General features: G+C 71.0%; 26 protein-coding genes. 14 read left to right on the forward strand and 12 right to left on the reverse strand.

Annotated features, from left to right (window positions below):
• Window positions 1–29: 29 nt before the first annotated feature.
• Window positions 30–713, reverse strand: a complete 684-nt coding sequence (locus tag KIH27_RS12380; RefSeq protein ID WP_214093246.1) for a demethylmenaquinone methyltransferase — start codon at window positions 711–713, stop codon at window positions 30–32.
• Between the two features lie 24 nt (window positions 714–737).
• Here KIH27_RS12380 and KIH27_RS12385 point away from each other — a divergent pair, with 24 nt between their 5' ends.
• Complete coding sequence (locus KIH27_RS12385; RefSeq protein ID WP_250150019.1) at window positions 738–1376, forward strand: thioredoxin domain-containing protein; 639 nt, start codon at window positions 738–740, stop codon at window positions 1374–1376.
• Window positions 1377–1690: 314 nt separating this feature from the next.
• Here the strand turns inward: KIH27_RS12385 and KIH27_RS12390 are convergent, their stop codons facing one another.
• The 5 genes from KIH27_RS12390 to KIH27_RS12410 all read right to left on the reverse strand — a co-directional run bounded on the left by KIH27_RS12390 (window position 1691) and on the right by KIH27_RS12410 (window position 5541).
• Entirely contained in the window at window positions 1691–2209 is a 519-nt protein-coding gene (locus KIH27_RS12390; RefSeq protein ID WP_214093247.1) for a hypothetical protein, read from the reverse strand.
• Window positions 2210–2221: 12 nt separating this feature from the next.
• Window positions 2222–2419, reverse strand: coding sequence for an excalibur calcium-binding domain-containing protein (locus tag KIH27_RS12395; protein WP_214093248.1), 198 nt, complete (start codon window positions 2417–2419; stop codon window positions 2222–2224).
• A 104-nt stretch (window positions 2420–2523) separates the two neighbouring features.
• The gene (locus tag KIH27_RS12400; RefSeq protein ID WP_214093285.1) at window positions 2524–3015 is read right to left on the reverse strand and encodes a DUF3592 domain-containing protein; all 492 of its coding nucleotides are present in this window, start codon (window positions 3013–3015) and stop codon (window positions 2524–2526) included.
• Window positions 3016–3029: 14 nt separating this feature from the next.
• On the reverse strand, window positions 3030–4691 hold the full coding sequence (gene menD, locus KIH27_RS12405) for a 2-succinyl-5-enolpyruvyl-6-hydroxy-3-cyclohexene-1-carboxylic-acid synthase (protein ID WP_214093249.1): 1662 nt from the start codon (window positions 4689–4691) through the stop codon (window positions 3030–3032).
• A 19-nt stretch (window positions 4692–4710) separates the two neighbouring features.
• Complete coding sequence (locus KIH27_RS12410; RefSeq protein WP_214093250.1) at window positions 4711–5541, reverse strand: alpha/beta fold hydrolase; 831 nt, start codon at window positions 5539–5541, stop codon at window positions 4711–4713.
• A gap of 115 nt (window positions 5542–5656) precedes the next feature.
• On the opposite strand from KIH27_RS12410, the gene KIH27_RS12415 reads away from it, so the two are divergent.
• Complete coding sequence (locus KIH27_RS12415) at window positions 5657–6355, forward strand: sensor domain-containing protein (RefSeq protein ID WP_250150021.1); 699 nt, start codon at window positions 5657–5659, stop codon at window positions 6353–6355.
• A gap of 1 nt (window position 6356) precedes the next feature.
• Here the strand turns inward: KIH27_RS12415 and KIH27_RS12420 are convergent, their stop codons facing one another.
• Both KIH27_RS12420 and KIH27_RS12425 read right to left on the reverse strand, forming a co-directional pair.
• Window positions 6357–7316, reverse strand: a complete 960-nt coding sequence (locus tag KIH27_RS12420; RefSeq protein ID WP_214093251.1) for an o-succinylbenzoate synthase — start codon at window positions 7314–7316, stop codon at window positions 6357–6359.
• A gap of 48 nt (window positions 7317–7364) precedes the next feature.
• Window positions 7365–8522, reverse strand: coding sequence for a DUF7159 family protein (locus tag KIH27_RS12425; RefSeq protein WP_214093252.1), 1158 nt, complete (start codon window positions 8520–8522; stop codon window positions 7365–7367).
• A 194-nt stretch (window positions 8523–8716) separates the two neighbouring features.
• On the opposite strand from KIH27_RS12425, the gene KIH27_RS12430 reads away from it, so the two are divergent.
• The 9 genes from KIH27_RS12430 (at window position 8717) to menE (ending at window position 15742) form a co-directional block, all read left to right on the forward strand.
• Window positions 8717–9619, forward strand: coding sequence for a 1,4-dihydroxy-2-naphthoyl-CoA synthase (locus KIH27_RS12430; protein WP_214093253.1), 903 nt, complete (start codon window positions 8717–8719; stop codon window positions 9617–9619).
• Between the two features lie 94 nt (window positions 9620–9713).
• Window positions 9714–10598 (forward strand): SDR family oxidoreductase, encoded by an 885-nt coding sequence (locus tag KIH27_RS12435; RefSeq protein WP_214093254.1) that lies wholly within the window; start codon window positions 9714–9716, stop codon window positions 10596–10598.
• Between the two features lie 10 nt (window positions 10599–10608).
• Complete coding sequence (locus KIH27_RS12440; RefSeq protein WP_214093255.1) at window positions 10609–11016, forward strand: VOC family protein; 408 nt, start codon at window positions 10609–10611, stop codon at window positions 11014–11016.
• A gap of 118 nt (window positions 11017–11134) precedes the next feature.
• A complete protein-coding gene (locus KIH27_RS12445; RefSeq protein WP_214093256.1) occupies window positions 11135–12427 on the forward strand; it encodes an inorganic phosphate transporter in 1293 nt (430 codons plus the stop codon).
• On the forward strand, window positions 12424–12717 hold the full coding sequence (locus KIH27_RS12450) for a hypothetical protein (RefSeq protein ID WP_214093257.1): 294 nt from the start codon (window positions 12424–12426) through the stop codon (window positions 12715–12717). The genes KIH27_RS12445 and KIH27_RS12450 overlap by 4 nt, the downstream gene beginning before the upstream one ends.
• Before the next feature lie 59 nt (window positions 12718–12776).
• Entirely contained in the window at window positions 12777–13946 is a 1170-nt protein-coding gene (locus KIH27_RS12455) for an inorganic phosphate transporter (protein WP_214093258.1), read from the forward strand.
• On the forward strand, window positions 13943–14248 hold the full coding sequence (locus KIH27_RS12460; RefSeq protein ID WP_214093259.1) for a hypothetical protein: 306 nt from the start codon (window positions 13943–13945) through the stop codon (window positions 14246–14248). The genes KIH27_RS12455 and KIH27_RS12460 overlap by 4 nt, the downstream gene beginning before the upstream one ends.
• 64 nt (window positions 14249–14312) lie before the next feature.
• On the forward strand, window positions 14313–14609 hold the full coding sequence (locus KIH27_RS12465; protein ID WP_214093260.1) for a DUF3349 domain-containing protein: 297 nt from the start codon (window positions 14313–14315) through the stop codon (window positions 14607–14609).
• A gap of 47 nt (window positions 14610–14656) precedes the next feature.
• The gene (gene menE, locus KIH27_RS12470; RefSeq protein ID WP_250150041.1) at window positions 14657–15742 is read left to right on the forward strand and encodes an o-succinylbenzoate--CoA ligase; all 1086 of its coding nucleotides are present in this window, start codon (window positions 14657–14659) and stop codon (window positions 15740–15742) included.
• Between the two features lie 15 nt (window positions 15743–15757).
• Here menE and KIH27_RS23000 read toward each other — a convergent pair whose 3' ends face one another.
• The gene (locus tag KIH27_RS23000; protein WP_214093261.1) at window positions 15758–18070 is read right to left on the reverse strand and encodes a DUF7159 family protein; all 2313 of its coding nucleotides are present in this window, start codon (window positions 18068–18070) and stop codon (window positions 15758–15760) included.
• Window positions 18071–18191: 121 nt separating this feature from the next.
• Between KIH27_RS23000 and KIH27_RS12480 the strand changes: the two genes are divergently transcribed.
• Window positions 18192–19577: a DUF7937 domain-containing protein gene (locus KIH27_RS12480; RefSeq protein ID WP_214093262.1), complete on the forward strand. Its 1386-nt coding sequence runs from the start codon at window positions 18192–18194 to the stop codon at window positions 19575–19577.
• A gap of 1 nt (window position 19578) precedes the next feature.
• Here KIH27_RS12480 and KIH27_RS12485 read toward each other — a convergent pair whose 3' ends face one another.
• Complete coding sequence (locus KIH27_RS12485; RefSeq protein ID WP_214093263.1) at window positions 19579–20355, reverse strand: S-methyl-5'-thioadenosine phosphorylase; 777 nt, start codon at window positions 20353–20355, stop codon at window positions 19579–19581.
• A gap of 39 nt (window positions 20356–20394) precedes the next feature.
• On the opposite strand from KIH27_RS12485, the gene KIH27_RS12490 reads away from it, so the two are divergent.
• Entirely contained in the window at window positions 20395–21264 is an 870-nt protein-coding gene (locus KIH27_RS12490) for a 1,4-dihydroxy-2-naphthoate polyprenyltransferase (RefSeq protein ID WP_214093264.1), read from the forward strand.
• Between the two features lie 203 nt (window positions 21265–21467).
• On the opposite strand, the gene KIH27_RS12495 is transcribed toward KIH27_RS12490, so the two are convergent.
• Window positions 21468–21791: a DUF4229 domain-containing protein gene (locus KIH27_RS12495; protein ID WP_214093265.1), complete on the reverse strand. Its 324-nt coding sequence runs from the start codon at window positions 21789–21791 to the stop codon at window positions 21468–21470.
• Window positions 21792–21868: 77 nt separating this feature from the next.
• Between KIH27_RS12495 and KIH27_RS12500 the strand changes: the two genes are divergently transcribed.
• Window positions 21869–22030: a hypothetical protein gene (locus tag KIH27_RS12500; protein ID WP_214093266.1), complete on the forward strand. Its 162-nt coding sequence runs from the start codon at window positions 21869–21871 to the stop codon at window positions 22028–22030.
• Window positions 22031–22045: 15 nt separating this feature from the next.
• On the opposite strand, the gene KIH27_RS12505 is transcribed toward KIH27_RS12500, so the two are convergent.
• Window positions 22046–23470, reverse strand: coding sequence for a nucleotide-binding protein (locus KIH27_RS12505; protein ID WP_372451361.1), 1425 nt, complete (start codon window positions 23468–23470; stop codon window positions 22046–22048).
• Window positions 23471–23550 lie beyond the last annotated feature (80 nt).

Genomic DNA, 23550 nt, shown 5'->3' on the forward strand with positions numbered 1-23550 from the left:
CGCAGGGGTGGGGTCAGCGGGTGGCGGGGTCAGCGGACAGCGCTGTGCAGCGCCACGATGCCGCCGGTGAGGTTGCGCCACCGCACCCCCGACCAGCCGGCCTGCTCGATGCGCCGCGCCAACTCCGCCTGATCCGGCCAGGCCCGGATCGACTCGGCCAGATACACGTAGGCGTCCGGGTTCGACGACACCGCGCGGGCCACCGCCGGCAGCGCCCGCATCAGGTACTCCTTGTAGGCCGTGGCGAACACCGGGACGGTCGGGGTGGAGAACTCGCAGACCACCAGCCGCCCGCCGGGCCGGGTCACCCGCGCCATCTCCCGCAGGCCCGCGACGTGATCGACGACGTTGCGCAGGCCGAAGCTGATCGTGACCGCGTCGAACACCGCGTCGCCGAACGGCAGCGCCGTGGCGTCACCGGCGACCTTCGGCACCGGCCGTCCCCGGCCGGCGGCCAGCATCCCGACGGAGAAGTCCGTCGCCACGCACCAGGCCCCGGATTTCGCCAGTTCCACCGTGGACACCGCGGTGCCCGCCGCCAGATCCAGCACCTTCTGCCCGGGCTGCAGCGCCAACTCCCGGCGGGTGGCCCGTCGCCAGGCCCGGTCCCGGCCCAGCGACAGCACGGTGTTGGTCACGTCGTACCGGCGAGCGACACCATCGAACATGGCCGCTACCGCATGCGGGTCTTTGTCCAGGTTCGCGCGGCTCACGGCGACGACGCTACCCTGTCCCCCATGCGATCCTGGACCGCTGCGGTGCTCACCGCGACAGCCTGCGCGCTCATGACAGCAGGGACCGCGCACGCCGATGCGCCGGCCACCGCCCTGAGTCCCGACCACTACGGGGTGACCGCGGGTTCTCCCGACGCCCCGGTCCAACTGGAGTTGTTCTGCGACCCGCAGTGCCCGGAGTGCGCCAAGTTCGAGGCCGCCTCCGGTGCCAGCCTCGGGCGCCACCTGGCCGCCGGCGACGTGGCGGTCACCTACCGCTGGATGACGTTCCTGGATGCCCGCCGCAACAACGACGTCTCCGCGCGGGTCGGCAACGCGCTGATGGCGGCCGCCGGCCCGGACACCTCGGCCGTCGCCTACCAGACGTTCGCCGAGAACCTGTACCGCAAGGCCGGCGCCCCGAGCGTGGCGGACGTCGCGGTCACCGCCCGGGAGAGCGGGCTGCCGGAGACGGCGGTGCAGCGCATCGAGTCCGGCCAGCCGGCCGTCGACCCCACCTCGATGAACGCGTTCAACCGGGTGCAGCTACTTGCGGCGAACCCGGAAAAGCCGGGCACGCCAACGGTTTACGACACCCGGTCGCGGACCGTCGTCGACACCGGCGACACCGGCTGGCTGGATCGGCTCGTGCAGGACCGCTGATCGTTCAGCAGTATGCCGTTGCCCGTCCGGTCACCACTGCCCGCCACCTGCGACGTACGGGTTCTGAGTCTGGCCCGTGTCGGGGTCGGTCGCCGGCGCCCAGGGCAATGCGGGCGGGTTGTATCGTCCATCGGGCTGCAGTCCCACCGGCTCGCAGGGGTCCGACCATGAACCCGCGTTACCGGTCGGGTCGTACGCGCAGTACGGAAACGGTGCAGGATCCGCACCGGCATTAGCCGTGGCTACCAGCGAAGTCCCGGCGACGCCCAGCGCGGCCAGGAGTCGTCTCATCGACCCACCGCGTACGAGCTGAATCACCGGGCCGGACATTGCGAACTGCCCGCCGGTCCAACGTCTTCGGGGACGACGTCCCGGCTCGCTGCGATGCGCTTCAAAACAGTCTCAATCTCAAACGCGGCCATTTCCGATTCCCGTCGCGCGTCTCCCTCGACAGCGGAATCGTCTGGATACCAATAAATTCGCCATTTGCCGCTTTCGGGTTTCTGCTGCGCCAGCTCGCGCGCGCGGACCATTTCCAGCAGCCAGGCACGGTTTCCTGCTACGTCAACCAGAGCCAACCAATCGGCCTCATACGCTGGGCTGAAAACCCACCCATACGAGAGCGGCCCCTTGCCGCCGGCGGGCACGGGCTCCCACAGCGCCTTGACCTGTATCGTCGCGGCCCGATTCACACCGGGTACGTACATCACCAAATCGATACCCGAATCGGTGGTCATTCGCGCACTGTCAATTCCGTGCTTCAACAGCTTGTAGGTCACCAGCACCTCACCGGCTGCCCCGATGATCTGCGTCCGCACCTTCCCAGTGCTCATTCGACTCTGCCGTTACTCGCAGGCAATGCCGTCCCCATCGCGGTCGAGCTTTGAACGGTAGCCGGGGTCACCCTCGTGAAGGGGCGCCACTCCTGCGTCCCGGGCTTCAGCGCAGTTCTTGTAGTACGGCTCTGCGGCTGCGACCGGGACGGTTGCGAAGCCGACTGCGAATGCGAGCGCCCCGGCGATGGCCACGGTACGACGGATCATTGAAAGGCTCCTCGCCGGTAAGGGCCGTCGCCCGCTGCTGGACGCGCCGGATGAAATTCGCCGGAGCCTAACAAACGATTATGTTTCCGGCAAAAGATCCGCTGCTAGCGACTCCCCCACCGTCTGTCGACGACGGCCAACCCGGCCAGCGCGGCCCCGCCGATCAGCCAGGCCAGCACCGCGATCGACCCGGCCGGGATGATCGCCAGCGCCGCGGTACGGTGCTGCACCCGGACCAGATCCGGGTCGGACTTGTCGTATTCGACGTAAATCCGCATGCCCGTGGCCAATTCGGACGGATACAGCACCCCGAGCTCCGGCCGGTAGGTCACCCGGTCCGGGGTGACGAACTCGATCGTGGACCGGCGCGGCCCGGCACTGAGCACCTCCGCCTCGGCCACGCCCATGTTGCCTTCGATCGCGATGTCGTTGCGCCAGGCGCCGGCGACCAGCAGCACCGACTGCAGCGTCACCATCGCGACGAAGATCAGCACGCCGATCCGGCTGAAACGCAGCGCCCGACCAGCCCGGCTGTCCGGCGGTGTGCCGTTGCCGCCGTGAATCAGGGTGTGGCACAACTCCTTCGACGTCGCCACCAGCCGGGCTAACTTCACAGGGCCGCCTTGATCGCCGCATGCAGCGCGCGCAGTGAGGACCGGTCCGCCTTGACCTCGATCACCCGCATGCCGTCGGCGGGTTCGGCCAGCGCGGCCGGCAGCGCGTCGCAGTCGACCTGCTGGAAGTCCACCCGGTGGGCACCGCACAGCGCGGCGATGTCGACGTCGTGCGGGGTGCCGAAGATCCGCGACGACACGTCCGAGAATCGCGGGTCGCCCTGCTCCAGCAGTTCGAAGATGCCGCCGCCGTTGTCGTTGGAGACCACGATCGTCAGGTTGCGCGGCCTCGGTTCGGTGGGCCCGATCAGCAGCCCGGAGCTGTCGTGGACGAACGTCAGGTCGCCGATCAGCGCGACGGTGCGGGCGGAATCGGACCCGCGCTGCGCCCTTTCAAAAGCCAGCGCCGCACCGATCGCGGTGGACACCGTGCCGTCGATGCCGGAGACCCCGCGGTTGGACCGCACCACGACGTTATCGGCCCCGCGCGCGCCGCCGAGGCCCGCCAGCGCGACGTCGCGCACCGGGTTGGAGGCGCCCAGCACCAGTTGGTCGCCGGGGCGCAGCGCCGCGGACACCGCGGCGGCGACGTGCAGCCCGGTGGTGCTCGGGTGCGCCGCCAGCTGGCCGTGCACCGCGGCCAGCGCCGCGGCGTTGAGTTCGGCGCAGCGGCGCAGCCACGCCGGGTTCGGCGCACCGGTGGTGATCGCCCGGGTGCCGGTGGCCTCGGAGTTACCCGACACGTCCGGCCAGCGCGGCCCGGTGGTCAGCGCGTACACCGGCACGCTGCCGTCGGCCAGCAGCGTCGAGACGCTGCGGTGCAGGGTCGGCCGGCCGAGCATCAGCACCTGAGCCGGGCGCAGCAGCGGCAGCGCCAGCGGGTGCAGCGGCGTGGCCGGCAGTGGTGCGGTCGGCTCGGCGACGGTGGGCAGCGCCGCCAGGTTCGGGTGCACCCCGGCGCCGTGCCCGGCGATCACCACGGTGTCCGGGGTCAGGTCGACGTCCAGCGGCTGATCGAAGCTGACCGGCGGGGTGTAGGTCCACGGCACCCCGCCGGGCCGGCCGGGTGGATAGCCGCCGGCGTCGTCCGCCTCGGGCACCAGCGGTTCCCGCAGCGGGATGTCGAACTGCACCGGGCCGGCGTTGGCGGTGCGAGATCCGGTGGCGGCGGCCAACACTCGACAGACCGCCGAGCGCCAGGTGGCGTTCAGCGCGTCCAACCGGGCCGGGTCGTCCTCCGCCAGCCCCAGGCTGATCGTGGCCCGCACCTGGGTGCCGAAGTAGCCGAGCTGCTCCATGGTCTGGTTGGCGCCGGTGCCCAGCAGTTCGTAGGGCCGGTTGGCGCTCAGCACGATCAGCGGCACCCGCGCGTAGTTGGCCTCCACCACCGCCGGGCCCAGGTTGGCCACCGCGGTGCCCGACGTCATCGCGATGCACACCGGGGCGTCGGCCCCGACCGCCAGTCCGATCGCCAGGTAGCCGGCGGTGCGCTCGTCGATGCGCACATGCAGCCGCAACCGGCCCGTCCTGTCGGCGTCGGCCAGTGCGAACGCCAGCGGGGCGTTGCGGGAGCCCGGGCACAGCACGACGTCGCGGACGCCGCCGCGGATCAGTTCGTCGACGACGATCCGGGCCTGCGCCGTCGAGGGATTGCTCACCGGTACAGGCTAAATGTCATCAGAAGCCGCCGGGTGGCGGCGGTGTCCACCGGTACTTCTTGCCGTCGATCTCGGTCAGGAACTCCAGTGCGGCCTTGTTGACGTCGTCGGGTTTCTCGATGAACCCGAGGTGACCGGCGTCGGGGATCTCCAGGTATCGGGCGCCGGGGATCGCGTCGGCGACCTCGCGGCTCAGGTGCGCCGGGGTGACGACGTCGTCGCCGAACCCGATCACCAGCACCGGTTGGGTGATGTTGGCGTAGGCCGGCAGCCGGTTGGTCAGCGGCGCGGCGTCGAGCTGGCAGCGCAGGCCCGGGGTGGACTTCACCGGCCACATGGTGAACATCGCGATCCAGTCCTTGATGGCCGCGTCGTCGCTCAGCGTCTTCGGTGAGAAGCTTTCCAGCAGACGCATTTTCGCCTCGTACTCGACGGGCAGTTCGACGCCGGACTCGGCGAGCTTCACCTCGGCCTGATAGAAGAAGTCGCGGGCCCGGTCGTGCCGGCCGCGGGTCGCCATCAGCACCGCGGACTTCACCAGCTCCGGGCGGGCCAGCATCAACTCCTGGGCGATGAACGCGCCCATCGACACCGCGACCAGCCGGACCGGGGCGATGTCGAGGGATTCGATCAGCTGCGCGGTGTCGGCGACCATGGTTTCGGTGGTGAAACCGGTGGCGTTCTCGGTGGCGCCGATGCCGCGGTTGTCGAAGGTGATCGGGCGGTACCGGGCGATCTGGAAATCACGCACCTGGTGCAGATGCCAGCCGCGACCGGCTCCGCCGCGCCCGGCGATGAACAGGACCGGCTCGCCGTCGAAATTGCGGTCGTCGTACGCGAGGGTGGTCACGTGTTGAGAACCTACGCGAGCGCCGCGCGGAACCGAAGCGGCGGGACGCCCGGGGGATGTGATCCGCGCGACGGCCCCGTCCTATGGTGTCAGGGTCACGACGCGAGGGACGGTGATGCGACGACGGGCCGCCAGGGTGGGTTCAGCGCTGCTGCTGGCCTGCGCGGTGGTGAGCGGCTGCTCGGTGCGGATCGCGGGGGTGCCGGTGCCCGCCGACCACGACGGCCCGCGGCCGGTCGCCGCCGCACAACTCCCCGACGCGCTGCTGGACAGTTCCACGGTCGCCGACATCATGGGGACCCTCAGCCTGGTGGTCCAGGATTCCCGGTCCCAGATGTTCGACGCCACCAAACAGTTCCCGGACCGGGACTGCCTGGTGGCGTGGATGCCGGCCGAGCAGTCGGTGTACGAGCGGTCCGGGTGGACGGCGATGTTCGCCCAGAGCCTGTGGGAGGCCGACGGGCAACCGGACCACGTGGTGATCCAGGCCGCGGTGGCGTTCGGATCCCGCGACGCGGCGCGCGCGTTCTACGACCAGGCCGCGCAGCTGTGGAAACCGTGCGGCGGGCGCAGCTTCACCACCACCACCAAGGACGGTGCCAGCGAGACGCCGTGGGCGTTCGACGAGGTCTCCGAGGTCGACACCACGCTGTGGATGACCCAGCAGCAGGGCGACAGCGACGGGTGGGGGTGCCAGCGGGCGCTGCAGGTCACCAACAACGTGGCGATCGACGTGCTGGCCTGCAAGGTCGGCGTCGGCGACGAGGCGGTCACGATCGCGAACGGGATCGACGCGCAACTGCCCAGCGTGTGAGCTACCGCGGCAGCAGCGGGTAGCAGGCCCGGATCCGGTCGATCCACCACTGGCGGCGGTGCGGGGCGGCGGCCAGTGTGGCGAGCCGGGCCGGGTCGGGGGTGGCCGGCTGCACCGGCAGGTAGCCGTCCTGCGGCTGCACAGGTGCGACGACGTCGTCGACGAACAGCGATCCGGTGCCCAGCCCGCAGGCGTGCTCCAGTTGTGGCAGCGCGGCGGCGGCCCGCAGCCCGGCGGCGATGCCGACCGCGGAGTCGATCGCGCTGGAGACCACCACCGGCATCCCGATCTTTTCGGCGATGGAAAGCAGCGCCGAAATCCCGCCCAGCGGTGCGACTTTCAGCACGGCGATGTCGGCGGCGTGCAGGCGGGCGACGGTGAACGGGTCGTCGGCCTTGCGGATGGATTCGTCGGCGGCGATCGGGGTGTCGATGCGCCGGCGCAGCTCGGCCAGCTCTTCCACGGTCTTGCAGGGCTGCTCCAGGTATTCCAGCTCCCCCAGCGCCTGCGCCGCGTGCACCGCTTCTTCCACCGTCCAGCCGCCGTTGGCGTCGACACGCACCGTGGGGACGAGGTCACGCACCGCCTCGACCCGGGCGATGTCCTCAGCCAGCGCCTGCCCGGGTTCGGCGACCTTGACCTTGGCGGTCGTCGCGCCGGGGAACCTCGCCAGCACCTCGGGCACCTGTGCGGCGGCGACGGCCGGCACCGTGGCGTTGATCGCGATGCGGTCCCTGCTGGTTTCCGGCGGTTCGCGGTAGGCCGACTCCAGCGCCGACGCCAGCCAGTGCGCGGCCTCCGGGGCGCCATATTCACCGAACGCGCCGAACTCGCCCCAGCCGGCCGGGCCGTCGATCAGCGCCACCTCCCGAACGGTGATGCCACGGAAGCGCACCCGCATCGGCAGCGCCACCACGTGCAGGCGGTCGAGGACGTCATCCGGCGGCGGGACGGGCGGCATCGGTCCATCGTGCCGGGCCGCGGTGCGGCGCGCCAGGCGGTGGGAGTCTCACGGGGCGTGTTCGGAATTCGGCGCCGGCGTTGCCGCGCGGCCACCGATCAGCCCGTCGTTGTCGACATCTATTCCGAGAGCCTGTTCGACGAATGCAATCGCGTCCTGGATCGGCGACGCCGCCGGTTCCTCAACGGGCGCCGGCGGCGGAGCGCCGACAGGCGGCGCGTCCGGGACGGGGGCCGACTCGGCAAGCGGCTCCGCCATCGTTTGGAGCCGCACCTCACCGGCTTCAGCGACCTGCGGTTCGGCCGGCTCCGGCGCCGACACCGGCGGCCGGACAGTCGAGGCATTCTCCGCTGCCGAAACCGGAGGCGCCACAGCGGAAGACGGGGATGCGGCCCGGGGAGTCTGCTCGGCCGCATTGTGTGCGGTGCCGGCACGGACCAGTGCGACCGTCACCGCTGCGACCAGCAGCGTCGCGGCCGCCAAACCGAATAGCAGCGCGTGGGTGCGGTGAAGTCGTTGTTGCACAGGAACAGTCGACTGATCGGCGGCACCGTCGCCGCCGCGGGCCGACTGTCCCGCCGCGAGCGCCGCCCCGCGGGCCAATCCCAGCTCGGCATCGAGCACCTCCGCCATCCGCGGCGCGAGGGCACGCTCAAGCCGTTCGGCGAAGCCATCGACGGCAAGGGCGCGCGGGACCATCACGAACACCGCATCCGCTCGCCGGTCGGCGACGAGTTCGTTCAGCGTTGCCAAGGTCGCGTCGCCGTGGTGGAGGGTGACGGCGGGCCGATGCACACCGCCTCGGCCATCGGCGAACGCCGCGATGGTCGCATCCCCGGCCAGCAGGCTGACGGTCGCGCACTGAGAGCGTCTGCTTGCGGCGATCACCTCGGCGAGCGCCGCCGTAGCGTCGACCGGATCGACCAACTCGATCTCTGCGATACCGGAATCGGCCAACCGCGACGCCAGGTCCACCGCGCACCGTTCGACGTCGACCGTGCAGGTCAGCCCAACCGCCTGCACCGGGTAACCCCGGCTGGCGGCGGTACGCGCGGCCTGTGCCACGGCGGTCGCAACAGCATCCATCTCGGACGCGAACACCGCGACCGAGTCGCGGATCACCGTCCGCGCATCGGCCCCGACGCCGTCGAGAACGACCACGCCCCCGTGCCCCGCCGACAGCGATACCCCCAGTACAGCGCCCACGACATCCCCCCGGCACTACGACCTAAGCCCCCCCGGATTAGGCCAACCTTGCCTGACTCTAGCGGGAGTCGCCCTGTCGTGGCGGGCCGTCGGCCGCGATCGTGACCGGGAGCCTCCCGCGTACGGTTGACTCTGCGCTGAGGGCGGTGATTCGGCCCAGATCAGCGCCGTGAGCGCAGAGTCAACGAGGAGACGTGTTGAGCAATCCCTTCGACCCGAGTATCTGGCGGCCGGTGGACGGCTTCGCCGACCTGACCGACATCACCTACCACCGCCACGTCACCGACGCCACGGTGCGGATCGCGTTCAACCGGCCGGAGGTGCGCAACGCGTTCCGCCCGCACACCGTCGATGAGCTCTACCGGGCCCTCGACCACGCCCGGATGTCCCCCGACGTCGGCGTGGTGCTGCTCACCGGCAACGGACCCGCCCCCAAGGACGGCGGCTGGGCGTTCTGCTCCGGCGGTGACCAGCGCATCCGCGGCCGCAGCGGCTACCAGTACGCCAGTGGAGACACCGCGGACACCGTTGATGCGGCGCGCGCCGGGCGGCTGCACATCCTGGAGGTGCAGCGGCTGATCCGGTTCATGCCGAAGGTGGTCATCTGCCTGGTCAACGGCTGGGCGGCCGGCGGTGGGCACAGCCTGCACGTGGTGTGCGACCTGACGTTGGCCAGCCGCGAGCACGCCAGGTTCAAGCAGACCGACGCCGACGTCGGCAGCTTCGACGGCGGCTACGGCAGCGCCTACCTGGCGCGGCAGGTCGGCCAGAAGTTCGCCCGCGAGGTCTTCTTCCTGGGCCGGCCCTACACCGCCGAGCAGATGCACCACATGGGTGCGGTCAACGAGGTCGTCGACCACGCCGAGCTGGAGACCGTCGGCGTGCAGTGGGCGAAAGAGATCAACGGCAAATCCCCTCAGGCGCAACGGATGTTGAAGTTCGCATTCAACCTGCTCGACGACGGCCTGGTGGGCCAGCAGCTGTTCGCCGGCGAGGCCACCCGACTGGCGTACATGACCGACGAGGCGGTCGAGGGCCGGGATGCGTTCCTGGAGAAGCGCGACCCGGACTGGACGCCGTTCCCGCGCTACTTCTAAAGCGCCGAGATCGACGGCAGCGTGGGAAAGTGCGAAGAACCCCGCGCGCCAGCGTCGATCTCGACCAACGGGCCCCCGCATAGACTGGCTAACCATGAGTAAGAACCCGCTGCGCCGCCTGTCCGACCAGTTCACGCTCGCGACCATGCGTCCCCCGGTCGCCGCGCAGCTGATGCACCGGCCCGGCGCCAAGCCGATCGACCTGACCGGCAAGCGGGTGCTGGTGACCGGGGCGTCGTCGGGCATCGGGGAGGCCGGCGCCGAACGGTTCGGCAAGGCCGGCGCCACCGTGATCGCGGTGGCCCGCCGCCAGGAGAAGCTGGACGCGCTGGTCGAGCGGATCACCACCGCCGGCGGCACCGCGCACGCCATCGCCTGCGACCTGTCGGACCTGGACGCCATCGACGCCCTGGTCAAGGACGTCGACGAGCGGTTCGGCGGGGTGGACATCCTGGTCAACAACGCCGGCCGCTCCATCCGCCGGCCGCTGGCCGAATCCCTGGACCGCTGGCACGACGTGGAGCGGACCATGCAGCTCAACTACTACTCGCCGCTGCGGCTGATCCGCGGGTTCGCCCCGGCGATGCTCAAGCGCGGCGACGGCCACATCATCAACGTCGCCACCTGGGGCGTCTTCACCGACTCCTCCCCGCTGTTCGGCGTGTACAACGCCTCCAAATCCGCACTGAGCGCGGTGAGCCGGGTCATCGACAGCGAGTGGGCCCGCGACGGCGTACAGTCCACCACGCTGTACTACCCGCTGGTGGCCACCCCGATGATCGCGCCGACCGAGGCGTTCCAGGGCAAGCCGGCGCTCACCCCCGCCGAGGCCGGTGAGTGGATGATCGAGGCGGCCCGCTACCGCCCGATCCGCATCGCGCCGCGGCTGGCGCTGGCGTTCCGCGCCCTGGACAACCTCAACGCGGGCTGGGCCACCGCGCTGGTGAAGCGGAACCGGATCGAGCCCGTCGAGGATTGATGGACGCCTGATGGAGATTCTGGCCAGCCGGGTGCTGTTCCGACCCACCGACTACCAGCGGTCGCTGCGGTTCTACCGCGACGAGCTGGGGTTGGCGATCGCCCGCGACTACGGCGCCGGCACGGTGTTCTACGCCGGCCAATCCCTCATCGAACTGGCGGGTTTCAGCACCGGCGAGCACGGCACCGCGCCCTTTCCCGGGGCGCTGTGGCTGCAGGTCCGCGACATCGAGGCCACCCAGACCGAATTGCGGGGACGCGGGGTGCCGATCACCCGGGCGGCCCGTCGCGAACCGTGGGGGCTGATCGAGATGCATGTCACCGACCCCGACGGGGTGACGCTGATCTTCGTGGAGATCCCGCCCGAGCATCCGCTGCGCCGGGACACCCGCCAGGACAAACCCGGCAAGCAGCCGTGAGTCGCAAGGTTAACAACAGGCAAACAATCGGCAACGGCTCCAAGTACACCGGCGTTTCCGGTACCCGTTCGTTAGACAACCGCATCACCGACCGTCAGAATCAGTGCCGTGATGCTCCGTGAGCCTTGATCTGTTCCTACTGATCATCGTGGTGGTCACGGCGCTCGCCTTCGACTTCACCAACGGCTTCCATGACACCGGCAACGCGATGGCGACCTCGATCGCCAGCGGTGCACTCAAGCCCAAAGCGGCGGTGACACTGTCCGCGTGCCTGAACCTGGTCGGCGCGTTCCTGTCCACCGCGGTGGCGGCCACCATCGCCAAGGGTCTGGTCGACGCGCACCTGGTCACCCTGGAGCTGGTCTTCGCCGGCCTGGTCGGCGGCATCGTCTGGAACCTGCTCACCTGGCTGCTCGGCATCCCGTCCAGCTCGTCGCACGCCCTGATCGGCGGCATCGTCGGCGCGATGATCGCCGCGGTCGGCGGGCACGGGGTGAACTGGAGCGGCGTGGTCTCCAAGGTGCTGGTGCCCGCCGTGGTCGCCACCGTCATCGCCACCGTCATCGCGTCCGCCGGAACCTGGCTGGTCTACCGGATCAGCCGCGGCGTCGACGACAAGCACGCCGAGAAGATGTTCCGGCGCGGCCAGATCGGCTCGGCCGCCCTGGTGTCCCTGGCGCACGGCACCAACGACGCCCAGAAGACGATGGGCGTCATCTTCCTGGCGCTGATGTCCTACGGCACTGTCAGCACGTCGGCCACCCTGCCGCCGCTGTGGGTGATCGTCTGCTGCGCGCTGGCGATGGCCGCGGGCACCTACACCGGCGGCTGGCGGATCATCCGCACCCTGGGCAAGGGCCTGGTCGAGATCAAGTCCCCGCAGGGCATGGCCGCCGAATCGGCTGCGGCCGCGGTGATCCTGCTGTCCAGCCACTTCGGCTACTCGCTGTCCACCACCCAGGTCGCCACCGGTTCGGTGCTGGGCAGCGGGGTCGGCAAGCCCGGCGCCGAGGTGCGCTGGGGTGTGGCCGGCCGGATGGCGACGGCCTGGCTGGTGACGCTGCCGCTGGCCGGCGGCGTCGGCGCGGCCGCCTACGGGCTGGTGCACGGCATCGGCGGCTACCCCGGCATCGGCGTCGGCGTGACGCTGCTGACCGCTGTGGTGGTGGGCATCTGGCTGCGCTCGCGCACGGTGCGCATCGACCACAGCAACGTCAACGCCGAATGGGAAGGCAGCCTGACCGGCGGCATCGACAGCCGGGCACTGCCGACCGGTTCGGTGGCGGCCCCGACCGGCGAGCCGGTGGGCGACCTGGCCCTGAAAGCCGCCCTGGAGGCCGCACCGGAGTTGCCGCCGCTGACCGTCGCCGCGCGGGATCTGGTCCCCGCCCGCCACGCCGTTCGGTCATGAGCCACTGGTTCAACTACGTCGCCACCCTCAAGATCCTGGTCTACGGATTACTGGTGGGGGCCGCCCTGCCGGCCCTGTTCGCGGTGGCGATGCGGGTGCACGCGGTCGGCAACGGCCTTACCGCGAATGCTGACGGCACCGCCGCCCCCCGCCGGCCGCTGCTGATCGCGTTGAGCTGGGCGATCTTCGCGTTCGTGCTGATCGTGGTCATCGTCGGGGTGCTGTTCATCGCCCGCGACTTCATCGCCCACCACGTCGGCTGGTACATCCTGGGCGCCAAACCCAAGTAGCGCCGGTTTCGACCCGGCCGGTTCGACAAATCCCCCACCCGGCTGCCAAAATCCGCACGGTGACCGTGGAGCTCCTGCTGCTGATCATCGTCGTCGTCACGGCACTGGCCTTCGACTTCACCAACGGCTTCCACGACACCGGTAACGCGATCGCCACCGCCATCGCCAGCGGTGCGCTGAAACCGAAAACCGCGGTGGCCCTCTGTGCCTCGCTGAACCTCGTCGGCGCGTTCCTGTCCACTCAGGTGGCCGCCACCATCGCCAAGGACCTGGTGGTCACCCACCTGGTGACGCTGGAGGTGATGTTCGGCGGCCTGGTCGGCGGCATCGTCTGGAACCTGCTGACCTGGCTGTTCGGGATCCCGTCCAGTTCGTCGCACGCCCTGATCGGCGGCGTCGTCGGCGCGATGATCGCCGCGGTCGGCACCCACGGTGTGCGCTGGGGCGGGGTGGTGTCGAAGGTGCTGGTGCCGTCGGTGGTGGCGGTGCTGGCGGCGACGCTGGTCGCCACGGTCGGCACGGCACTGGTGTACCGCCTCACCCGCCGGGTCGACGAGAAGCGCGCCCGCCGCGAGTTCCGGCGCGGCCAGATCGGCACCACCGCCCTGATCGCGCTGGCGCACGGCACCAACGACGCCCAGAAGACGATGGGCGTGATCTTCCTCGCACTGATCTCCTACGGGGCGGCCAAGACCACCGACGTGCTGCCGCCATTGTGGGTGATCGTCTGCTGCGCGCTGGCGATGGCGGCGGGCACCTACTCCGGTGGCTGGCGGGTGATCCGCACCCTCGGCAAGGGTCTGGTCGACATCGAATCCCGGCAGGGCATGGCCGCGGAGTCGTCGTCGGCGGCGATCATCCTGATGTCCAGCCATTTCGGCTACACGCTGTCCACCACCCAGGTCGTCACCGGCTCGGTGCTCGGCGCCGGCCTGGGCCGGCCCGGCGCCGAGGTGCGCTGGGGGGTGGCCCGCCGGATGGCGATGGCCTGGTTGATCACGCTGCCGCTGGCCGGTGCGATCGGCGCGCTGAGCTACACGCTGGTGCACCGGCTCGGCGGATACGCCGGGGTGCTGGGCGGTTTCGCGCTGCTGGCGGCGGCGGCCGGGCTGATCTGGCGCGAGTCGCGCAAGGTGCCGGTCGACCACAACAACGTCACCGCCGACTGGGGCGAGCACATGACCGACGGGCTCGAACCCGTCGGCGCCGCGGAGGCGTCGGGCGCATGAGCACCCTCAAATACTGGTTCGACTACGTCGCCACGGCGAAGATCCTGATCTTCGGGTTGCTGATCGGCGCGGCCATCCCGTCGCTGTTCGCGGTGGGGGTGCGACTCGGCGCCGCGGCCGACGGCGGCCCGGCAGAGCGCAGGCGCGGCAATCTGGTCACGTTGCGCTGGCTGATCTTTCTGCTGCTGCTGGTGCTGGTGGCCGTCGGTGTCCTGTTCATCGCCCGCGACTTCATCGAGCACCGCATCGGCTGGCAGTGGGACGACTGGGGTGGCTGGGACGACGTCTTCGGACTCGCCTAGTCGTGCGGTGCACGTAGTATCAAGCGGTACAGACGCCGGTGTCGGCACGGGAAGTTGACGCAGAGTGAACCGATTCCTCAGCTCGATCGTCGCGTGGTTGCGCGCCGGATACCCCGATGGCGTCCCGCAGACCGACTACGTGCCACTGCTGGCGCTGCTGTCGCGGCGGCTCACCCACGACGAGGTCAAAGAGGTGGCCCGGGAACTGATGGGCCGCGGCGAGTTCGACCACATCGACATCGGGGTGCTGATCGCCCGGTTCACCAACGAGTTGCCCGCGCAGGAGGACGTCGAGCGGGTGTGGGAGCGGTTGGCCGCCAAGGGCTGGCCGCTGGACATCCCCGCCGGGGAGTCGTCATAGCCGTTCTGCGCGCACTGCCCGTCCCGGCGGGCGGCGCGGTCAGCGCGCTGCTGCCGGCCCTGACCGAGGCGCTCAGCGGGCACGGCCCAGCACTGCTGCCGATCCCGGAGCACTCCGCTCCCCCACCCGAACTGCGGGCCGGGGAACCGATCGACGACGACGTCGCGCTGGTGGCGACGACGTCGGGCACCACCGGGGCGCCCAAGGGCGCGCTGCTGACCGCTACCGCGCTGCGGGCCAGTGCGGCCGCGACCGCCGAGCGGCTCGGCGGTCCGGGACGCTGGCTGCTGGCGCTGCCGGCGCACCACATCGCCGGGGTCCAGGTACTGGTGCGCAGCGTGCTGGCCGGGACGACCCCCGTCGAAATGGACGTCTCGGCGGGCTTCGACGTCGACGAATTGCCTTCCGCGGTCGCCGAACTCGGGTCCGGTCGGCGCTACACCTCGCTGGTGGCCACCCAACTCGGCAAGGCACTGGGGTCGCCGGCGGCGACCGCGGCGCTGGCCGGGTTCGACGCGGTGCTGCTCGGTGGCGGCCCGGCACCGCAGCCGGTGCTGGCGGCGGCCGCCGACGCCGGCATCCGGGTGGTGCGCACCTACGGGATGAGTGAGACCACAGGCGGCTGCGTCTACGACGGGGTGCCGCTGACCGGGGTCGGGGTGCGGATCGGTGCTGACGACCGGGTGGCGCTCGGCGGGCCGACGCTGGCGTCCGGGTACCGCAACCCGGTCGACCCGGACCCGTTCGCCGAGCCGGGCTGGTTCCACACCAGCGACATCGGCAGGGTGGACGACGCGGGAGTGCTGACGATCCTGGGCCGCGCCGACGACGCGATCAGCACCGGCGGTCTGACCGTGCTGCCGGGGCCGGTGGAGGCGGCGCTGGTGACGCATCCCGCGGTGGCCGACTGTGCGGTGTTCGGGGTCGCCGACGACCGGCTGGGGCAGCGGGTGGCCGTCGCCGTGGTGGTGGCCGGCGCGACGCCGCCGACGCTGGAGGCGTTGCGGGCGCACGTCGGGGCCGTCCTGGAGGTGACGGCCGCGCCGCGCGAGTTGCATCTGGTCGACGCCCTGCCGCGGCGCGGGATCGGCAAGTTGGACCGAAAGGCGTTGGCGCAGCGGTTCGCCGGCTAGCCGGGTCGGCGCGGCTCAGTGGCCGCCGAAGAAACCGCCGAAGCCGCCGAGCCCACCTCCGCTTGAGCTACCACCGCTTGAGCCGCCACTGCTGGAGCCGCCACCGAAGCCACCGAAGCCACCACCCGAGCCGCCGCCGAAGCCGCCGCCCGAACCGCTGCCGCCGTCGGAGTGACCACCCCCGCCGAAACCGCCGAAACCGCCGAGGCCACCACCGGAACCCGAATCAGAGCCACCACCGGAATGACCACCGCCACCGAAGCCACCGAGGCCACCACCCGATCCACCACTCGAGCCGGAATCGGACCCACCACCGGAGTGGCCACCGCCGCCGAAGCCACCGAAACCGCCGAGGCCACCACCGGAACCCGAATCAGAGCCACCACCGGAATGACCACCGCCACCGAAGCCGCCGAGGCCACCGCCCGATCCACCGCTCGAACCGGAATCGGACCCACCACTGGAACCGGAACTGGAGCCTCCGCCGAAGCCGGAATGTCCACCGCCACCGAGGCCTCCATCGGAGGATCCGCCACTCGACCCGCCGGAGGATCCGCCGCTCGACCCGCCGGAGGACCCGCCACTCGGCCCGCCACCCGAGTGACCACCGCTCGACCCGCTGGACGAGCCGCCACCTGAGCCACTGCTGCCGCTCGACCCCGAACCGCCGGGGGTACTCCCCGAACCGCCGGAGTCGCTGGAGTTGCCGCCGGAGCCACTGCTACCCGACCCGGTGCCGCTACCCGACCCGCTGCCGCTAGTGCCGCCCGACCCGGTGCTGCCGCTATCGCTTGAACCCGAACCGCCGGCGCCACTGCCGCTCGACCCGCCGGCGCCGGTGGCGGGCCCGGATCCACCAGGAGTGCTGCCCGAGCCTCCCGAATCGCCGGTCCCGCCGCTCGACCCGGCGCCGCCGCCGGACCCGGAACCGCCGGAGGTGCCACCCGATCCCGACCCGGTGCCGCTACCCGATCCCGAGCCTCCGGTGCTGTTGTCTGACCCACCCGAGCCACCCGTACCGCTCGATTCACCGCCCGAACCGGCGCTGCTGTCCGACCCACCGGTGCTGTTGCCGGAACCGCCGGCGCTGCCACCCGTCGTCCCGCCGGAACCGCCGGTGCCGCCATGGGATCCGCCGCCGCCATCGGTCCCGCCCACACCCGAACCGGAACCGCCGACACCACCGCCGCTGCCGCCGAGTTGCCCACCGCCGGAGCCGATCTCGCCGTTACTGCCCGCGATACCATCGGGGTTGAGCCCGCCGAGTCCGCCCAACCCACCGAGACCACCGAGACCGCCCGCACCGCCGATCGGCCCGGGAATGATCGGGATCGGGATGGGCACCGGGATGACCGGCGGCGCCGGCGCCGGGGCGGGCACCGCACTCGGAATCGGGATCGTCGGCGCCGGAACGGCTGCGGGTGCCTGCGGCACCGGAACCGACTCGCCCCCAACGGGATTCTCCACCGGCGGCCGCACCGGGACCGGTTTCGGCGCCGGCAGCGGGGGCACGAAGTTGCCCGGGACGGGCTGCGGCGCCACCTGCGGCTGCGCCTGAACCGGTTGCTGCACAACGGCGGCGGCGGTCGGCCGGATGCCGATCGTGACCGCGACCGCCAGCGCCGCGCAGCCGGCGACGAGGATGCCGCCGACCGAACTGCCCACCAGCAGCGCCCGGCCGACCGGCGGTGCCAGACTCGCTACGTCGATACCGGCGCCGTCGTCAAACATCTCGTCGTAGGTGCCGCCGTCGTAGTCACTCTCGTAGTCGTCGCCGTCGTACTCCAGTGGCAGCAACTCGGAGTCGTCGTCGGTCATCGAGTAGGCCAGCTGATGCTCGGCGTCCGCGTCGGGCACCGCCGGTGTCACCTCGGTCGGCGGGGCGGTCGACTCGTCCGGGGCGAGCGCCGGTGCCAGCGCGGTCGCTTCGGCGGCGGTCACCGCCGGCGCCGCGGTGGTCGCGTCACCGGCGCCCGTCGGCAGCAGTGCCGTCTCCCCGGCGTCGGCGGCCAGGTTGCGCGCCAGCGCCACCGCCGAGCGCGCACCGGGTAGCACGGTGACGTCACGCACGCCGGCGTCGTCCAGCGCCTGACGCAGTCGCGTCACCGCGTCCGCGTCGGTCCAGGACAGCCGGGTGGCGACGAGCCGGTGCCCCTCGTCGGCCAGCATTCGGTGCGTTCCGATCACGGTCTCGGTGAGCGTCTCAACCGGCTCCTGCGCCAGGTCGAGCAGCGACTCATCGAGTACCGCATCACCGCCGCCGGCGGATTCGACGAGCGCCAGGCGGGCGATCGCGTCGGAAACCGACACGCCCAACGCGACGTCCATCGCGTGTCTCCCTTCCGCCGTCGAATCGCTTCGCCAGTCTAGTCGCGCCGGGCGACACCGCGACCCGAGCGAACCGTCGCTGCACACCGATACCCGCAGGCAGCACGGTTATGGTGGGCAGATGACGCGTGAGTCGACCCGACGGTCCTTCGGCCGGGATGCCGTCGCCGGGTTGCTGCTGTGCGGTGCGCTGGTGCTGCCGTGGAATCTCTACCTCGGCCTCGGCATCCCCGGCAGCGACCGACGACTGTTCGCGGTGCTGGCGGCTGCGACGGTGCTGTCGCTGGCGTCGATCGGAATCCGGCGGCTGCGGGTCACGCTCAACACCCCGTACCTGCTGCTGGTCTGTGCCGCAGTGGTTTTCGACGTGGTGCAGACGGTCCGGTACGGCGGGACCGATCACCCGCCGGGTGGGGTGGGGCCGGGCGCCTTTCTGGGCGTCGCCGGAGCACTGCTGGCCGCGCGCATCGAAAGCCGGCCGCGAACAGTGCGATTCCTCGGTTTCGCCGCGATGATCGGCGCCGGGGCGAGCGCGCTGTTCAACCTCTACTGGCGGGTGCGCTACGCCCTGCCCGACCCGCATTCCGGCGACGGGTTCGGCCGGCAGCACGTGGCGATCATCGCGACCGCAGTGGTGTACGCGGCCGTCGCCTGGGTGACCGTGTACGCCGGAGCGCGCTGGATTGTGCACGCCGACAGTCGGTCTCGGATCGCCACCGTGGTGCTGGGCGTCTCGACACTGGGCGCCGGTGTGCTGGTGTGGCTGCTGCCGGCCGGCCGGATCATCGACGGGTTCCACGGGATCGCGCAGAACACCTCCACCGCGGGTGTCGGTTTCGAGGGATACCTGGCGTGGGCGGCAGCGGCGGCTATCTTCCTGGTTCCGGTGCTGCGTGGTTCACCGGCCCCCGCCTGGCTCGACGCGACCGGAAACACCCTGCTGCTCATCGTCGTCTGGTGTGTGGGTTCGGCCCTGATGCGGATCACCGACCTGGTGGTCGCGGTGACGTTGCACCTGCCGTACTCGCCGTACGACAGTGCGACGATGGCCGCGTTCGACCTGGTGGCCGCGGTCATCGCGATCTGGCTGCGGATCAACCTGAGCAACCGGTCGCTGCCGGCGGCCGCGATCTGGTCGGTGAGCGCGGTGCTGCTCGGGTTCACCATCGCCCGGATCATGGTCGGCGTCGGATTGGCTCCGCGCCTTGCCGATCCGCAGCGCTCGGCCGCGCTGACGCATCCGGTGTACGGCAACGGTCTCGCCCAGCAGATCACCAGCACGTTCGACGTGGTGCTGTGCGGGTTGGCGCTGTACGGGCTGGCTGTCGCGATCGTTGTCGGCCGACTCCCGCGTCGTCGGAGGGCTCGACCCAAACCCGGTGCCGCGGGGTCGCCACGGATCTTCCGGTCCGCGGACACCACCGTCCGGATCCCGGTCGGCGGACCGAGAATCTATCGCGGCGAAGTCGATTCAGCCGGCGACGAAGCCGACCCTGCCCCGGAGTAGCTCAGGGCAGTTCGAACGGCAGCTGCACGCCCTGATGCGGCAGGCAGTGCGTGCAGGTGCGCTCGGCGTCGACCTGCTCGATCGCCCGGTGCACCAGCTTCTTGAACGGTTCGATGTTCTTGGCGAATTCGGCCATCACGTCGGTGATCCGCACGCCGTCGCCGACGTCCACACCGGCGTCCACGTCGGTCACCAAAGCGATTGCCGCGTAACACATCTCCAACTCCCGGGCTAGCACCGCCTCCGGGTAGCCGGTCATGTTGACCAGGCTGAACCCGGCGCGGGCGTACCACTGGCTCTCCGCCCGGGTGGAGAACCGGGGCCCGTGGATCACCACCATGGTGCCGCCGTCGACCACGTCGGCCATCCCGGTGACCACCGACCGCAGCGCCGGGCAGTACGGGTCGGCGAACTCGACGTGCACCCCGCCCTCGTCGAAGTAGGTGTCGGCCCGCCCGCGGGTGCGGTCCATCAACTGGTCCGGCACCACGATCGCACCGGGCTGCAGGTCGGGCCGCAGGCTGCCGACCGCGCACGGCGCGAAGATGCGGCGCACCCCCAGCGTGCGCAGCGCCCACATGTTCGCCCGGTAGGGCACGGTGTGCGGCGAGTACTCGTGCCGTTCACCGTGCCGCGGCAGGAACGCGACGTCGTGGCCGCCGACGGTGCCGACGGTGACCGGTGCACTGGGTGTGCCGTAGGGGGTGTCGAGGTCGACGCGCTGCGCGTCGTCGCCGAAGAACGAATAGAAGCCGCTACCGCCGATGACCCCGATCATGGCGATCATTCTCCGATACGCCCGTGGCAGGATCGGCTGGTGGCCGACTTTGCACAGTGGATCGAGGGGGCGCGGCCCCGGACGCTGCCGAACGCGGTGGCCCCGGTGATCGCCGGCACCGGCGCGGCGGCCTGGCTGGGCGGCGCGGTGTGGTGGCGGGCGCTGCTGGCGCTGACCGTCGCGGTGGCGCTGATCATCGGGGTGAACTTCGCCAACGACTACTCCGACGGCATCCGCGGCACCGACGACGACCGGACCGGGCCGGTGCGCCTGGTCGGCTCGTGGCTGGCCACCCCGCGCGCGGTGCTGGCCGCCGCGGTGACGGCGCTGGCGGTGGCGGCGGTGGCCGGGCTGGCCCTGGCGCTGGTCAGCGCCCCGTGGCTGCTGGCGGTCGGGGCGGGCTGCATCGCCGGGGCGTGGCTGTACACCGGCGGCTCCCGGCCGTACGGCTACGCCGGGTTCGGCGAGGTGGCGGTGTTCGTGTTCTTCGGCCTGGTGGCCGTGCTGGGTACCGAGTTCACCCAGGCGCTGCGGGTGGACTGGGTGGGGTGGACGCTGGCGGTGGCGGTCGGCGCCCTGTCGTCGGCGGTGCTGGTGGCCAACAACCTGCGCGACATTCCCACCGACGCGGTGGCCGGGAAGACGACGCTGGCGGTGCGGCTCGGCGACGCCCGGACCCGGGTGCTGTTTCAGCTGCTGCTGGCGCTGCCGGGGGTGCTGACGCTGGCGCTGGTTTTGGCGACGCCGTGGTGTGCGCTGGGGCTGGTCGCGGTGCCGCTGGCGGTGCGGGCGGCCCGGCCGGTGCGGTCCGGTCGGGGCGGTGGTGAGTTGATCCCGGTGCTGCGTGACACCGGTCTGGCGATGCTGGTGTGGTCGACCGCGGTGGCGGGTGCACTCGCTGTCACATAGGCCTCAGCAGCCCCCGGTCAGGAGGATGTGGACCTTCTGGATTTCGATACCGCCAGTGCTATCATGTCGCGATCCACAGGACGGTGATAGCGCATCCGGTATCAATCTCTGACCGACCCCATGCCTTACTTCCAGGTGCACAAGTGGCAGACGAGGCCGCTGAGGACATTGATGACAGGTGGGCGCACAGTCAACGCCGGGGGTCAGTCGTCGGCGGGTTCCTCAGCGGGTTCCTCCCCGCGCAACCGGGCCTGCAACTGCTCGCGATCCCGGCGCCGGCCCTCGCCCGCCGATGCCAGGCTGGCGGTGGCCCGGCGGCGCAGCGGGCCGAACACCCACATGCCCAGCGGCATCGCGATGATCAGGCCGAACAGCAGCGCGACGATCGGCGGGAAGTCGCTCACCCCGACCAGCCGTCCCAGCCCGTAGATCACTGCGCTGAGCACGAGTACCAGTGCCAACCGCGCCGCGGTATAGCTGAGAACATCGACCACCGCACGACCCCGCTGGGCCCGACCCTCCGTCACGGGTCGAGCCTACTGGTCACCCAGTGGCCCCGAACCGGGTGCCGATGACGGTATATTCGGACGCCAGGAGGTGTTCCGTGCTCTACCTGCTCCTCATCGTCACACTGGGGACGGTCATCTACTTCGGGCTGCGCAGCGCCCGCGCGCAGGCACGCCCGAAGACCCGGGTGATCGGACCCGACGACGACCCCGAATTCCTGTGGCGACTAGGCCGCGGCGATCACGGCCCGAAGGCCTGACTGGTTCCGGCTGACTCAGACGAAGTGCTGGTTCGACCGGTCGTCGCCGGGGAACCCGTCGGCCACAACAGCCGCCAACTCGATCAGCGCCTCACGCGTCTCCCGCTTCAACCGGTTCAGGTCGATCTCCGCGCCCTCCTCCAGGTGCGGGTCGAACGGCACCAGTCGCACCGCCCGGCACCGCCGGGAGAAGTGGTCGACGACCTTCTGCATGTCGACCTTGCCCGACCGCGGCCGCACCGCGTTGATCACCGCGATCGACCGGCGGACCAGGTCCTCGTGGCCGTGCGCGTCCAGCCAGTCCAGCGTCGCCGAGGCACTGCGGGCCCCGTCGACCGAGCCGGAACTCACCACGATCAGGGTGTCGGCCTTGTCCAGCACCGCCGACATCGCCGAGTGCATCAGGCCGGTGCCGCAGTCGGTGAGCACCAGGCTGTAGAACCGCTCCAGCACCTGCAGGGTGCGGGTGTAGTCGTCGGCGCTGAACGCCTCCGACACCGCCGGGTCGCTCTCCGACGCCAGCACCTCCAGGCGGCTCGGCCCCTGGTTGGTGTAGCTGCGCACGTCGCTGTAACGCTGGATGCCGTCGGCGTCGCGCAGCAGGTGGCGCACGGTGGCCGGGGTCTCCAGCGGCACCTTCTGGCTCAGCGTGCCCCGGTCGGGGTTGGCGTCGACGGCCACCACCCGGTCACCGCGGATCGACGCGAAGGTGGCGCCGAGCGTGGCGGTGATGGTGGTCTTGCCGACGCCGCCCTTCAGCGACAGCACCGCGATCCGGTAGCAGCCCTGCAGCGGCCGGTTGGCCTGCACCACCAGGTCGCTGTAGCGGGCGGTGCGCGCCGAATCGCCGACGTTGATCAGCTGACCGGACAGCACGTACAGCAGCCGGCGCCAGCCGCTGGTCGGCGGCGGCTTGACCTGCCGCAGCAGCGACGTGGTGGACAGATCCGAGTACGGCGACGCCGGGGCGCCGGGCCGGTACGGCGCGTCGACCGGGCCGGCGTTGGATCCGCCGCCGAAGTAGACCTGCGACTGCTCGGTCGCCGGCTGCGGGTTCCAGCTCTGAGTGGCCGTCCAGGCCTGCTGCTGCGGCTGGGGCTCGACCGGGTGCTGCGCGGGCCAGGGCTCCTGGAAGCGGCGCTCGGTGCGGAAGCCGCCGAACGACGGCTCGGCGGCGACCTCGACCGGGTGGCTGTAGGTGGGCGCCTCCGGGTTGTCGAACGCGGGCGCCTCCGGGGCGCCGTAAGCGGCTGCCTCCGGGGCGCTGTAGGCAGCCGTCTCGGCCGGGGTGCCGAACGGCGGCGTCTCCGGGCTGTCGGCCTCGACGGCCGCAGCCTCAGCCTCCTGGTGGTACGGCCGGAACTGGGTCGTGGGTTGCTCCGGCTGGCTGTACGCCTGCGGAACGTCGCCGCCGTGCGGCGGATGCTCGGACACTGACATATCCCCCGTCGAGTGATCGGTGGTCAATTCATGGTTGCCACCGCAGGGTAGCGCAGCACTCCCAGCGGAACCTGTCAGTG

Source organism: Mycolicibacter acidiphilus, from assembly GCF_018455725.1.
In the GTDB taxonomy this organism is placed as follows: Bacteria; Actinomycetota; Actinomycetes; order Mycobacteriales; family Mycobacteriaceae; genus Mycobacterium; species Mycobacterium acidiphilum.